12 protein-coding genes and 1 pseudogene are annotated in these 13,976 nt (G+C 40.4%); 11 read left to right on the forward strand and 2 right to left on the reverse strand.

The window, feature by feature from the left end:
* Window positions 1-884: 884 nt before the first annotated feature.
* Both AACT42_RS01725 and AACT42_RS01730 read right to left on the reverse strand, forming a co-directional pair.
* On the reverse strand, window positions 885-1,163 hold the full coding sequence (locus AACT42_RS01725) for a type II toxin-antitoxin system RelE/ParE family toxin (RefSeq protein ID WP_010320663.1): 279 nt from the start codon (window positions 1,161-1,163) through the stop codon (window positions 885-887).
* On the reverse strand, window positions 1,160-1,444 hold the full coding sequence (locus tag AACT42_RS01730) for a type II toxin-antitoxin system RelB/DinJ family antitoxin (protein WP_017040620.1): 285 nt from the start codon (window positions 1,442-1,444) through the stop codon (window positions 1,160-1,162). The genes AACT42_RS01725 and AACT42_RS01730 overlap by 4 nt, the downstream gene beginning before the upstream one ends.
* Before the next feature lie 663 nt (window positions 1,445-2,107).
* On the opposite strand from AACT42_RS01730, the gene AACT42_RS01735 reads away from it, so the two are divergent.
* The 11 genes and pseudogenes from AACT42_RS01735 to AACT42_RS01785 all read left to right on the forward strand — a co-directional run bounded on the left by AACT42_RS01735 (window position 2,108) and on the right by AACT42_RS01785 (window position 13,474).
* Window positions 2,108-2,887 (forward strand): alpha/beta fold hydrolase, encoded by a 780-nt coding sequence (locus AACT42_RS01735; protein WP_094182941.1) that lies wholly within the window; start codon window positions 2,108-2,110, stop codon window positions 2,885-2,887.
* A gap of 165 nt (window positions 2,888-3,052) precedes the next feature.
* On the forward strand, window positions 3,053-3,754 hold the full coding sequence (locus tag AACT42_RS01740) for a hypothetical protein (RefSeq protein WP_094182943.1): 702 nt from the start codon (window positions 3,053-3,055) through the stop codon (window positions 3,752-3,754).
* A 708-nt stretch (window positions 3,755-4,462) separates the two neighbouring features.
* The gene (locus tag AACT42_RS01745; protein ID WP_094168086.1) at window positions 4,463-4,966 is read left to right on the forward strand and encodes a DinB family protein; all 504 of its coding nucleotides are present in this window, start codon (window positions 4,463-4,465) and stop codon (window positions 4,964-4,966) included.
* 134 nt (window positions 4,967-5,100) lie between these two features.
* Window positions 5,101-5,443, forward strand: a pseudogene (locus tag AACT42_RS01750) (SH3 domain-containing protein).
* Window positions 5,444-5,629: 186 nt separating this feature from the next.
* On the forward strand, window positions 5,630-5,896 hold the full coding sequence (locus AACT42_RS01755; protein ID WP_094168085.1) for a BrnT family toxin: 267 nt from the start codon (window positions 5,630-5,632) through the stop codon (window positions 5,894-5,896).
* Window positions 5,883-6,125 (forward strand): type II toxin-antitoxin system BrnA family antitoxin, encoded by a 243-nt coding sequence (gene brnA, locus AACT42_RS01760; RefSeq protein WP_004397278.1) that lies wholly within the window; start codon window positions 5,883-5,885, stop codon window positions 6,123-6,125. The genes AACT42_RS01755 and brnA overlap by 14 nt, the downstream gene beginning before the upstream one ends.
* Before the next feature lie 145 nt (window positions 6,126-6,270).
* Entirely contained in the window at window positions 6,271-6,918 is a 648-nt protein-coding gene (locus AACT42_RS01765) for a Shedu anti-phage system protein SduA domain-containing protein (protein ID WP_078531875.1), read from the forward strand.
* A 234-nt stretch (window positions 6,919-7,152) separates the two neighbouring features.
* Window positions 7,153-7,593 (forward strand): TM2 domain-containing protein, encoded by a 441-nt coding sequence (locus AACT42_RS01770; protein WP_017046221.1) that lies wholly within the window; start codon window positions 7,153-7,155, stop codon window positions 7,591-7,593.
* Window positions 7,594-10,896: 3,303 nt separating this feature from the next.
* Window positions 10,897-11,361, forward strand: a complete 465-nt coding sequence (locus tag AACT42_RS01775) for a GNAT family N-acetyltransferase (protein ID WP_094182944.1) — start codon at window positions 10,897-10,899, stop codon at window positions 11,359-11,361.
* Window positions 11,362-11,960: 599 nt separating this feature from the next.
* On the forward strand, window positions 11,961-12,326 hold the full coding sequence (locus AACT42_RS01780; RefSeq protein WP_031858551.1) for a hypothetical protein: 366 nt from the start codon (window positions 11,961-11,963) through the stop codon (window positions 12,324-12,326).
* A 611-nt stretch (window positions 12,327-12,937) separates the two neighbouring features.
* Window positions 12,938-13,474, forward strand: coding sequence for an AAA family ATPase (locus AACT42_RS01785; RefSeq protein ID WP_088733227.1), 537 nt, complete (start codon window positions 12,938-12,940; stop codon window positions 13,472-13,474).
* Window positions 13,475-13,976: the final 502 nt, after the last annotated feature.

The following is a 13,976-nucleotide window of genomic DNA, read 5'->3' on the forward strand; positions in this document are numbered from 1 at the left end:
GCGCAAAGTGTGGAAAGGGCAAGTTTATCGAGTATTTCGCATTTGCTGAAAGTCTTGCTTGTAGGGTTTGTCTCATTCAAAAGCTTGGTTTGTTGCTGAAAGGTGGACTTTGTTTTGGCGGCTCATTTATCACCGCTCTGGCTTCGGTTGGTTCTTGAATTACTCAACCATTGCAATTGTGGCTTTTGATCGAGTAAAGTCAGTTTATCTTATTGAATTTGCATAACAAACGGCTCAAGAGGGATTGCCAACGCGTGGCGGTTTTAGTGCAAAATTGAAGTTCAGTGTTTACGGTGTGTTTTTTGAGTCTGGCGGTGCGTTGTCAACCCCTTAGCCGGGCGTTATGCAACTCAGGTAAATTTAGGGGTTCAATCTTTTGGGATTTCTCCGGCTATTCGTTTTGTGTTGTCGGCAAATGAGCTTTTTTACCCTCAAATTCGTGGTTAACTTAAACCGTAAAACAGGCAAGGTTCTTTGTTTGCCTCAATCAGTTTTAGCGCTGGCGCGTTGTGAATTTAGCGGGTGCAAAGTGTGGAAAGGGCAAGTTTATCGAGTATTTCGCATTTGCTGAAAGTCTTGCTTGTTGAGTTTGTCTGATTCAAAAGCTTGGTTTCTTGTTGAAAGGTGGACTTTGTTTTGGCGGCTTATTTATCACAGTTCTTGCTTGGGTTGGTTCTTGAATCACTCAACCATTGCAATTGTGGCTTTTGGTCGTGTAAAGTCAGTTTATCTCATTGAATTTGCATAACAAACGGCTCAAGAGGGATTGCCAACGCTTGGCGGTTTTAGTGCAAAATTGAAGTTCAGCGTTTACAGTGTGTTTTTTTAGTTCGGCGGTGCGTTGTCAACCCCTTAGCCGGGCGTTAGTTGCCCACCGACTACAATCAATCGGTAGGGAATTTCTGCTTCTGGTGTAGAACTCGCATTATGCGAATAATTGAACCTTCTACCCAGTACGAAACGATCATTGAGATTTCGGGAATAATGAGTAATCGTCCTCGAATTCCATCCCGTTGAACACCCATCAATGGTTGTTCGAGTAAGTTTTCTACTTTAGCCTCAATAATGTCATCAGTTTTTTCAGCCGCATCAGGGTTAAAGTCATAAAGAAACTCAAAGATCTTCTCACGATCATTTAGCGATTCCTCTTCCCATAAAATCATTGCTGGCCTCGATTACGAATTTTGGCCTTTCGTTCAGCCATTCGTGCTTTAGCTGAATTATGTTCAACAAATGAAGATTTTCCTGAGTCAAACTTCTCAAATGCTAGGTTTATTTGTTCAGTTAACCAAGCGTCATGAGATAATGTTTTTCTTTGTTGCTCAGCCATTTGTTCAGTAAGTTCACGGCAAGCATCGCTGAGTGTGCGACCTTGGCTCTCAGCCATTTGTTGGGCTAAACGTTTAATTTCGTCATCAACACGAAATTGAATTCTAGTGTCCATGAGTAGCTCCCTAAGTTTGCGTGTGTACAAATGTTAGCACTAGAATCGAGCAAGGGCAACTAACAAACGGCTCAAGAGGGATTGCCAACGCGTGGCGGCTTTAGTGCAAAATTGCAGTTCAGTGCTTACGGTGTGTTTTTTGAGTTCGGCGGTGCGTCGTCAACCCCTTAGCCGGGCGTTAGGCAAGGTGAGTTTTTATCAGCTAAATCGAGTTGAAATTGAGGGATAAATTCCATGTTTTGTGGCTTAACTTAAGCAATAAACAACCATCACATATTTGTTGTCCCTTGATCGCTTTGGGTTGTTTATCGCTGTGAATTCAGCGGCAAAATAACCTTCAGCATCCAAACGTCCGCCGAGCATGCTACGCTCGTCACTTTTCTTCCAAACCGCTCAATTTTAGTTTTTGGTTTCTTTGCTGACTTAGCGTTTTGGTTTATAAATGAATCGTTTAGTTGGTTTTAAGTTGGTAAAAAAACCTTGTTCTTTGGTTTTAAAAGTGTTGTTGTCAATCGGTTGGCCTAACAAACGGCTCAAGAGGGATTGCCAACGCTTGGCGGTTTTAGTGCAAAATTGAAGTTCAGTGTTTACGGTATGTTTTTTGAGTTCGGTTATGCGTTGTCAACCCCTTAGCCGGGCGTTAGCCCTTAATAGGAATATCATGTGAAATATTTTCAAAAAGGTAGTGGTGAATATTTAGTCTTGGTTCATGGAGCATTAACAGATGGTTCTATGTGGCTCCCTCATACAGATTTCTTGGCTCAGTATTTTGATGTGGTTTCAGTGACTTTAAGTCATTTTGATAATGATGATAGCTTAAGTTTTGGTCTGAACTCACACGCTCAAGAGCTATATGATCTTGTGAAAAAGTTAGTTTCAGATAAGCCCGTGAATGTTGTTGGTTGGTCTTATGGTGCAGATGTTGTATTGAACATGATAGCAACGTCTCAATTGCCATTGTCTAAAGTATTTTTGTATGAGCTGGGATATCCCGGTTGTGTTCAAGAAGATGACATGAAAACTTGGGTTGCGGATGCAGAGTCGATGTTTGAGCCTGTTTTTAATCATGTAAATCAAGGGAATTTGAGTTTAGCTGTTGAATCATTGATTGACGGTTCTGGGAATTGTCATGGTTACTTCGATAAGCAACCAACTGAGGTGAAGAGTTTACAGTTAAAGCAAGCTTATACATTGCCTTTGCAACTAAATCAGCAAGAACATCCATCGATTGATGCCCAAAGTTTATCGAATATCGATCTGTCTTTGATATTTGGGCATGGCGATAAAACACGAGACTTATTTAAGTTGGCAACACAGAGTGATGCACGAGCTTCAAGACACTCAAAATTGGTGGTTATTGAAAATGAATCCCACATGTTACCTCAAGAAAATCCAGAAAAGTTTTCGAGTTTACTAATTGATTTACTGTGGAAAAAGGGCTAACAAACGCTTCAAGAGGGACAGCCAACGCGTGGCATTTTTACTATGCGTTGATTTTTGTGATTACGGTGTTATGCGGAAAGTTAGTAGTAGCGTTGGCTGCCCCTTAAGCGGGCGTTATGCATATTACTCGATTTGTTAAGTAGATGTTTTTAAATAAGGTGAATTATGTATTATCGGAGTACGCTGAGTGCATTCGGATTAATAAAGTTTTTTGATCAAGAAGAGCACTACTTGAATTTCTTAAATGGAAAAAGTTTATTTCGTACGCCACACTATTATCGAAAGTGTGAAGACAAGGGTAGAGGTGATAGTAGAGAATCGTGTGTATTATACTGGGATAAAAATATCAGTGATCAGAAACCAACTATTTCTATGCTAGGAAATTCTTCTATTAGTTATGAAAATTATAATGATTTTGAAAGTATTCTAATACACCCAGCTATTGAGCAGCACGATGCCTATATGCAATCTTGGTCAATAATTGGTCCTCATAATGGATTTGAAAACTCATTAGAACGAATGCAAGAAGAGTTTGGTCCATATTGGGTTATATTGCCAGCAAATAACATAAGCCAGTATGCGCAACTTATTGAAAAACATAGCGGTAATAAGGCCTATTACGGAGCAATACAGTATTCAGATAATCCAATGGAAGGTTCATTAACAGTTAAGGATTCTGAATATAGTTATCAGAAAGAAGTTAGATTTTTTACTGGGAATTGTTCTAAAACTGAAATTGATTCAAAATTTTTTAAGTTACAAAAGCTTAATAAATTATTACTAAATGCTCTGACTTTGAAACTGGAGTTACCAGATGATCGGAAGATATGTTGTGTAGTTGGTCAAAAAGGAATCGTGACAGCGTAAGTACGGAAAATATGCATAACAAACGCTTCAAGAGGGACAACCAACGCGCGGCATTTTTACTATGCGTTGGTTTTTGTGATTACGGTGTTATGCGGTAAGTTGGTAGTAGCGTTGGCTGCCCCTTAAGCGGGCGTTATGCAACTCAGGGAAATTTAGGGGTTCAATCTTTTGGGATTTCTCCGGCCATTTGTTTTGTATTGTCGGCAAATGAGCACTTTCACCCTCAAATTCGTGGTGAACTCAAGCCGTAAAACAGGCAAAGTTCTTTGTTTGCCTCAATCAGTTTTAGCGTTGGTTTGTTGTGAATTTAGCGGGCGCAAAGTGTGGAAAGGGCAAGTTTATCGAGCATTTTGTACTTGCTGAAGGTTTCGCTCGTTGAGCTTTCCTGACACAAAAGCTTGGTTTGTTGCTGAAAGGTGGACTTTGTTTTGGCGGCTCATTTATCACAGCTCTGGCTTGGGTTGATTCTTGAATCACTCAACCATTGCAATTGTGGCTTTGGGTCGTGTAAAGTCAGTTTATCTTATTGAATTTGCATAACAAACGGCTCAAGAGGGATTGCCAACGCTTGGCGGTTTTAGTACAAAATTGAAGTTCAGTGTTTACAGTGTGTTTTTTGAGTTCGGCGGTGCGTTGTCAACCCCTTAGCCGGGCGTTAGGTGCCAATCAGTTATCATCAGTTTTCAAGAAATAAATCGTGGAGAAAAAATGCAGTTTGCTAGTGCGTTTCAATATAAAAAATGGGCAAACGATGAGTTGCTTGAGTTAGGTGAAAAACAATTTTCACAGTTACCAGAAAACGATGCGACCTTTTTCGTTCGGATTTTGAATCACACAACGGTCGTGGATAGTCTTTTTATCAGTCGTATTTTAGGTGAGCCTGAAAAGTACAGTGGTGACAATACCGTCGAGACTCCTTCATTGTCTGAGTTACGACGAATAATAAATGAGCATGACTCATGGCTTATTGATTTTACAAAATCAGTGAGTGTAGACGAACTCAAACGTAATGTGATTTTCCGTTTTATCGATGGTGGTTTTGGACAGTTAACAATAGAAGAAATTTTGTTTCATTTACTGACGCATGGCAGTAATCATCGAGGTATGGCCTCAAGAGTGTTAGCCGAAAGTGGTCTTGAGCGTCCGAAAGATACTTTTACTCGATACTTGCATGAAACAGAGCCAAAAAGACGATTGTGTTCAGGCACCTAACAAACGCTTCAAGAGGGACTTCCAACGCGTGGCATTTTTACTATGCGTTGATTTTTGTGGTTACGGTGTTATGCGGAAACTTAGTAGTAGCGTTGTCAGCCCCTTAAGCGGGCGTTATGTACTTTGGAGAAAATATGGAAGTAGTTACTACTGAAAAGCACGTCTCAGAATATCCCAATCCGTTTTATTTGAAACAAGGCGATAAAGTAGCTCTAGGTACAATAGACGACGAGTTTCCCAACTGGATCTTTATAACCAGTAGTGAAGGGGAGCAGGGTTGGGCCCCAGTTCAATATATAGAGAAGATTGAACTGGGGCTCTGAAGGAATCTTGCTTAAAGACTATGACAATGCTGAGCTCAATACTGTCATTGGTGAAAAACTGTCAGTGCTATTCGAACTCAATGAGTGGTATCGAGTTTCGAGGTCAACGGGTGAAATTGGTTGGGTACCAGTGCGCTCGGTACGACGTACATAACAAACAATTTAAGAGGGATTCCCAACGCTTGGCATTTTTGCTTCTACTTCAAGTTTAGTGGTTACGGTACAATGCGTTAGGTTGGGTGGTAGCGTTGCTCACCCCTTAATTGGGCGTTAGCCGTTTTCATGATCATTAGCCAAAGTGTAAGTTGCAAAATGAGTAAAAAGGGTGTAATTTTTACTCATGATGAAATTCGAATTTGATGAAAATAAAAGCAGGTCAAATTTTGAGAAACATGGAATTGATTTCTATACAGCTCAAGGTTTGTGGAATGATTCTGATCTTATCGAGATCCCTGCAAACACAAGTGATGAACCTAGGTATTTGGTCATCGGCATGTTAAATGGTAAGCATTGGTCTGGCGTCATTACATACCGTGGACTAAATATTAGGATCATTTCAGTCAGACGTTCACGTAAAGCGGAGGTGAACTTATATGAAAGCGCATGAGTTTGATGCCAAGTTTGAAAGTGACGATGACATTTTAGGTGATCTAGATTTATCTAAAGTTAAGCGTCCAATGCAAAAGCAGAAACGGGTAAATGTTGATTTCCCCGCATGGATGTTAGATTCACTAGATCGTGAAGCTAACCGAGTAGGTGTTACACGACAGTCGATTATCAAGATTTGGCTAGCTGAAAGGCTTGAAAATGTAGCTCATCACCACACTTCAAACTAAACGGCTAACAAACGCTTCAAGAGGGACAGCCAACGCGTGGCATTTTTTTATGCGTTGGCTTTTGTGATTACGGTGTTATGCGGAAAGTTGGTAGTAGCGTTGTCTGCCCCTTAAGCGGGCGTTATGTGTTTTAAGAGGTTTTAGAGTGGTCTTTGATAAAAAAGATGTAGAAAAAAAGCTTCAACAGGCTTTTGAACAAAATAGTGAACATGAGTTATTGTCGATACTGAAAGCTAACTCTTTTCTGTTTTACGATTTGTATGATAGGAAGTGGGGCATCAGACCTAATTTTGCTGAAGTTCCTTTTGGTTCAAAGTATCGATGTGATTTTTGCTGGCTGAATGACAATTCAGATGGACCAGAATGGGTATTGGTTGAAATAGAAAAACCGAAGGTGAAGCTGTTTAAGCAGGATGGTGAGCCAACTTCACAATTAAATCATGCGCTTGAGCAAGTTCGCTCATGGGATCGGTATTTTTCTACCAACCCAAATGAAAAGACCAGAATTTTTGGTTCAGTAGCAAGGTTTCGATTTGTTTTGGTTATTGGTGAAAAGGACGATTGGGGAAATAATCAAGCAGCGGTTTGGAAGTCGCATAATAACGCCAATACGAATATTGAAATCAGGAGTATGGATACGTTTTTTAAGTCGTTGCAACGATATAAAGAAGAACCTGAGCATTTAAGTTTTGAACAGCATCCAAAATCTTTGAAATCATCAGAATTATCTGAATACTGTTCGAATGACCCTTATCTCTGCGGTTGGAAGTTAAGGTTGACATCAAACACATAACAAACGCTTTAAGACGGATTCGCAACGCGTGGCATTTGTGGTTTGCGGAAAATTTAGTGATTTAGGTGGTATGCGGAAACATCGGTATTGCGTTGCTCACCACTTAAGCGGGCGTTAAACGTCGTTATAGTTCGGTGGTTATAATTTTTTATTTAATTACCAGTATGAATTTATAGACATATACATCCTCTTTGGTAAGAATACTTCATTCTTAACTATCTGAGGCATAAGTAAATGAAAGGTACCATCATCGATTTTAATGAGTTGGATCGAACTGGATTAATCTCGGGCGAAGACGGCATTCGCTATCCACTCAATATTAATGAATGGAAGGCAGGGCAGCTTCCTAAATCAGGAATGGCTGTAGACTTTTCTGTTGAAAATGATGAAGCGAAAGCTATTTATCTGATATCTACAAGCGTAGGTTCCTCAAAGAAAATTGCTGCTGCTCTGCTTGCTTTTTTCTTTGGAGCGCTAGGCGCTCATAAATTTTATTTAGGGTATACCAAACAAGGTTTAATAATGCTGCTGGCATTCTTATTTGGTTTTGTATTGCTTGGATTGCCTTCAATAGTCATAGGTGTTATTGCTTTTGTTGAGTTTATTATTTATCTCACTAAATCAGATGAAGATTTTGAAAAAACATATGTGACGGGACGTAAGGATTGGTTCTAATATACTGATGTAATTACGTTTAACAAGCGGCTCAAGAGGGATTGCCAACGCTTGGCGACTTTAGTGCAAAATTGAAGTTCAGGGGTTACGGTGTGTTTTTTGAGTTCGGCGGTGCGTCGTCAACCCCTTAGCCGGGCGTTATGCAACTCAGGTAAATTCAGGGGTTCAATCTTTTGGATTTCTCCGGCCATTCGTTTTGTGTTGTCGGCAAATAAACATTTTTACCTTCAAATTCATGGTGAACTCAAGCCGTAAAACAGGCAAGTTTCTTTGTTTGCCTCAATGAGTTTTGGTGCTGGTTTGTTGGCAATTCAGCGTTCGCAAAGTGTGGAAAGGGCAAGTTTATCGAGCATTTCGCACTTGCTGAAAGCCTTGCTTGTTGAGTTTGTCTGATTCAAAAGCTTGGTTTGTTGTTGAAAGGTGGGTTTTGTTTTGGCGGCTTATTTATCATGGCTCTGGCTTGGGTTGGTTCTTGAATCACTCAACCATTGCAATTGTGGCTTTTGGTCGTGTAAATTCAGTTTATCTCATTGAATTTGCATAACAAACGGCTCAAGAGGGATTGCCAACGCGTGGCGGCTTTAGTACAAAATTGAAGTTCAGTGTTTACGGTGTGTTTTTTGAGTTCGGTGGTGCGTTGTCAACCCCTTAGCCGGGCGTTATGTGTTTGATGGGTTTTTGAGGTCAAGCCTAAGATTTCATTGAGAATTCGTTTCGTGTTTTCGGCAAGTTGGCTTGGTCGAAATGGATTCTTGAACAACTTGAGATTGATCGTTTTTAAGTTTCTTGGGTTGCCTCAATTGAGTTTTGGATCTGGTTTGTGTTGAGTTTCGGCGGTTTCCAGTCGCTTTAATTGAAATGTCTTTTTGACTGATTTGCTTGTTGATATTCAGCTCTGAAAATCTGGTGACGTAAAAGGTTTGGCGGTCGCTGAAAGGGCGCTTTCTTTGTTGTTGATTCTGCAAGTGGCTCTCTTCGGCTAAGATCGCTATGAAATTTAGGGTTTGTTAAGCATCGTTTTTGTACGTAACTTATTAAAATTCCTTCGTTTCTACGGTGGTTTACTTTGAATTCACGGTAAAATTCACATAACAAGCAATTCAAGTGGATTCTCAACGCGTGGCAGTTTTACTATGCGTCAGGTAAAGTGCTTTACGGTGCAATGCAGTGGCTTGGTCAGTGCGTTGTTCACCACTTAATTGGGCGTTATGTCGCTATTTGTCTCAAGCTACTACGAGGTCATATGAGTAAAAATCAGGGGATTATAGAGTTTCTTGCGATGTCAGGCATTTTACCACTAGCTATATTCCTAATAATTATTTTGGGTGGTATAGGTTTCTTATTGCTAGCTGTGTTCTCTATGTCAAAAGATAAGTCTGCAAGTTGTGCTCAGCAAGATGGTAGTGAGTGCAAGAGGCTTGATACTTACTATGTCCTAGTTTGCCCGAACGATCGTGCCCTAATTGCTCAGGGAATATTAGCAAGGGTAAAGTCGTGTGCAGTACGTGTGGCGAATTAGATAGTAATGTGATCTCAACATAACAAACGGCTCAAGAGGGATTGCCAACGCGTGGCGACTTTAGTGCAAAATTGCAGTTCAGTGTTTAAGTGTGTTTTTTGAGTTCGGCGGTGCGTTGTCAACCCCTTAGCCGGGCGTTATGCAACTCAGGTTAATTTAGGGGCTCAATCTTTTGGGATTTCTCCGGCTATTCGTTTTGTGTTGTCGGCAAATGAACTTTTTCACCCTCAGATTCGTGGTTAACTCAAACCGTAAAACAGGCAAGTTTCTTTGTTTGCCTCAATGAGTTTTGGTGCTGGTTTGTTGTGAATTTAGCGGGCGCAAAGTGTGGAAAGGGCAAGTTAATCGAGCATTTCGCATTTTCTGAAAGTCTTGCTTGTTGAGTTTTCCTGATTCAAAAGCTTGGTTTGTTGTTGAAAGGTGAACTTTGTTTTGGCGGCTTATTTATCGCAGTTCTTGCTTGGGTTGATTCTTGAATCACTCAGCCATTGCAATTGTGGTTTTTGGTCGTGTAAAGTCGATTTATCTCATTGAATTTGCATAACAAACGGCTCAAGAGGGATTGCCAACGCGTGGCGACTTTAGTGCAAAATTGCAGTTCAGTGTTTACAGTGTGTTTTTTGAATTCGGTGGTGCGTTGCCAACCCCTTAGCCGGGCGTTATGTGTTTGATGGGTTTTTAAGGTCAAAGCTACGATTTCATTGAAAATTCGTTCGGTGTTTTCGGCAAGTTGGCTTGGTCGAAATGGATTCTTGAACAACTTGAGATTGATCGTTTTCAAGGTTCTTGGGTTGCCTCAATTGCGTTTTGGATCTGGTTTTTGTTGAGTGTCGGTGGTTTCAAATCGCTTCAATTGAAATGCATTTTTGACTGATTTATTTGCTGAAATTCAGCTCTGAAAATCTGGTGAAGCAAAAGATTTTGTTGTAGCTGAAAGGGCGCTTTCTTTATTGTTGATTCTGTAAGCGGTTCTCTTTGGCTCAGAGCGCTGTGAAATTTAGGTTTTGGTAAGCATCGTTTTTGCACGTAACTTATTCAAATATCTAAATTTCTACGGTGATTTACTTTGAATTCACGGTAAAATTCACATAACAAACAATTCAAGTGGATTCTCAACGCGTGGCAGTTTTACTATGCGTCAGGTAAAGTGTTTACGGTGTAATGCAGCGGCTTGACAAGTGCGTTGTTCACCACTTAATTGGGCGTTAGCTGAGGTTAAGAAAAACCATAAAATTAAGCGCTTATTTTTCTTAGTCTGAGGCTCTAGCTTTACACCTGAAAGTCAGCACTTTTCCTCGTATCTCGCCAGTGGCACTGTTCGTGAAGTGTTTGAACTAACCGAAGTCTTCTTACGGGAAGTGGTGTGTTTGTTTATTTCTTTGGTGTGGCTTCTTTGGTTTTGAAGCTCTTTCGCGCTTAAATGGATTTTGCGCACTTGGTTGTTGGCTTCTTCGAAAGAATTCTTTGTAAATTTAAGTCCTAGAAGCTCGTCAGTTTCTCGGTTATTTCTTCTTTGCCAAGTACGTTTCGTGGATTAGGTTTTAGTTTCTCAGCTATCCGTTTTACTTTGCCGCTTGAAAGCAATAATGTGTTTTAAATCAGTCCGTTGGGTAGAAAATCTCCGGCTAAAGTGCATCAGCTAACAAACGGCTCAAGAGGGATTGCCAACGCTTGGCGACTTTAGTGCAAAATTGAAGTTCAGTGTTTACGGTGTGTTTTTTGAGTTCGGCTATGCGTTGTCAACCCCTTAGCCGGGCGTTAGCTGAATGGTGGTAAATATCAGTATGATCAAAATTAGAAACTATAAAGAATCAGATGCTCGTGATTTATGGGCTATTTTCTATCACACGATTCGTAATGTGAATATACGTGATTATACTCAAGCGCAAGTCGAAGCATGGGCTCCCAACGGATTTTCTTCTGATATATGGCAGCGCAAAATGAATTCGATTTCTCCTTTTGTTGCAGAAATCGGTGGTGAAATAGTTGGTTATGCCGACCTTCAAGAAAGCGGATTAATTGATCATTTCTTTTGTCACCATGAGCATCAAGGTAAAGGTATCGGACGAAACTTGATGGAGCACGTGTTAAAAGTTGGCGAGTTACAAGGAATTACTAGGTTTTACTCTGAAGTCAGTATTACAGCTCGCCCGTTTTATGAGAAGTTTGGCTTCAAAGTTGCGCAAGAACAAATGGTAGAAGTCCGAGGCCAAAAGCTGCGTAACTTTGTTATGGAAAAATTCAGCTAACAAACGGCTCAAGAGGGATTGCCAACGCTTGGTGGTTTTAGTGCAAAATTGCAGTTCAGAGTTTACAGTGTGTTTTTTGAGTTCGGCGGTGCGTTGTCAACCCCTTAGCCGGGCGTTAGGCAAAGTGAGTTTTTATCAGCTAAATCGAGTTTGAATTGAACGGTAAATTCCATGTTCTCATGGTTGAACTTAAGCAATAAATCGTCATCACATATTTGTTGTTTCTTGATCGCGTTGGGTTGTTTATCGCTGTGAATTCATCGGCAAAATAACCTTCAGCATCCAAACGTCCGCCGAGCATGCTACGCTCGTCACTTGTCTTCCAAATCGCTCAATTTGAGTTTTTTGTTTCTTTGCTGAGTTAGCATTTTGGTTTATAAATGAATCGGTTAGCTAGTTTTAAGTTTACAAAAAAGCTTGTTCTTTGGTTTTTAAAGTGTCGTTGTCAATCGGTTGGCCTAACAAACGGCTCAAGAGGGATTGCCAACGCGTTGCGGCTTTAGTACAAAATTGAAGTTCAGTGTTTACAGTGTGTTTTTTAAGTTCGGCGGTGCGTTGTCAACCCCTTAGCCGGGCGTTAGCTTTCACGAGGAAAATACATGTTTACATTGCTAGGAATTATAATACTGTTAGTGATTGCGTTGGCTTTGCTGATGAACTATTTCCTATGTCGTGATTTTTATAGTTGTTGGAAAGAGTATGCTCGTACAAATTGGCAAGTACAGGGTAAACCTAGTTTTAACGAATTTTATCAGAATCAGCTTGGTTTATTTCGCACAATAGTTCTTGGCTCTGAGTTGGATTGTGTAGGTTCACAAGAACTGGTTGATAAACGTAAGTACGTGAGATGGACATGGTTAGTTGTACTCGCCATGTTGTTCTCTGGTTGTGCATTGGTTGGTTTTGAAGCTGATTTGCGTCCGGCTAAATGGGCAATTATTCCGATTGATAATATTAGGTTTTAAGCCCAAAAAGCTAACAAACAATTTAAGAGTGATTCGGCACGCGTGGCATTTTTACTATGCGTCGGTTTAAGTGACTAAGGTGGTATGCAGTAGCATCGGTATGGCGTGCCTCACACCTTAATTGGGCGTTAGGCAAAGTGAGTTTTTATCAGCTAAATCGAGTTTGAATTGAACAGTAAATTCCATGTTTTGTGGCTGAATTTAAACAATAAATAATCATCACATATTTGTTGTTTCTTGATCGCGTTGGGTTGTTTATCGTTGTGAGTTTAGCGGCAAAATAACCTTCAGCATCCAAACGTCCGCCGAGCATGCTACGCTCGTCACTTTTCTTCCAAACCGCTCAATTTGAGTTTTTTGTTTCTTTGCTGATTTGAGATTTTGGCTTATAAATGAATCGGTTAGTTTGTTTCAAGTTTACAAAAAAGCTCGTTCTTTGGTTGCGAAAGTGTCGGTGTCAATTGGTTGGCCTAACAAACGGCTCAAGAGGGATTGCCAACGCTTGGCGGCTTTAGTTCAAAATTGAAGTTTAGTGTTTACAGTGTGTTTTTTAAGTTCGGCAGTGCGTTGTCAACCCCTTAGCCGGGCGTTAGCCGTCTATGGAGTTTTATTTGAACAATCGAGTTGTTTTTACAGGTGGGCCCGGCTCAGGTAAGACCTCAGTTATCGAACTGTTATGTCATATGGGTTACCAAAGTGCACCAGAAGTTGGGCGTAAGGTTATTCAAGCCCAAGTAAAGTCGCAAGGTAGTGCATTACCTTGGTTGGATAAAACAGCATTCCGAGATGAAATGGTTCTTGAAGAAATCAACAATTACGAGAACTATGGTGATACTGAAATTACGCTTTACGACCGAAGCATTATCGACTCGTATGGGTACAGTAAGCTTGAGCGCATACCTATTTCGGAACTTTTGTTAGCTAAATGTGGTGAATTAGATTATTGCCGTAAAGTTTTCATTTTTCCTCCTTGGGAAGAAATCTATGAAAATGATACTGAGCGAAAGCAAGATTTTTATGAAGCGGTTGCGACATATCATGAAATGGTGAGTGCTTATACAGAGTTTGGCTATGACTTAATTGAAGTTCCAAAGGCATCAGTTAAAGAAAGAGCGCAGTTCATCGTTAGTAAATTGAGCGACGGCTAACAAACAATTTAAGCAGATTCACAACGCTTGGCAATTTTGGTTTGAATTAGCTTTAGTGATTACGGCACAATGCTTTAGTTAAGTGGTTGCGTTGTTCACTACTTAATTGGGCGTTAGGCAAGGTGAGTTTTTATCAGCGATAATTGAGTTGAAATTGAACAGTAAATTCCAGGCTCTCGGGCTAAATGTGAGCAATAATTCGTCATCACCTATTTGTTGTTTCTTGATCGCGTTGGGTTGTTTAGCGCTGTAAATTCAGCGGTAAAATAACCTTCAGCATCCAAACGTCCGCCGAGCATGCTACGCTCGTCACTTTTCTTCCAAACCGCTCAATTTGAGTTTTTTGTTTCTTTGCTGATTTGGCATTTTGGTTTATAAATGAATCGGTTAGTTGGTTTTAAGTTTGCAAAAAAGCTCGTTCTTTGGTTTTGAAAGTCTCGGTGTCAATTGGTTGGCCTAACAAACGGCTCAAGAGGGATTGCCAACGCGTGGCGGCTTTAGT

The organism is Vibrio sp. V15_P4S5T153, assembly GCF_963874485.1.
Lineage (GTDB): Bacteria > Pseudomonadota > Gammaproteobacteria > Enterobacterales > Vibrionaceae > Vibrio > Vibrio anguillarum.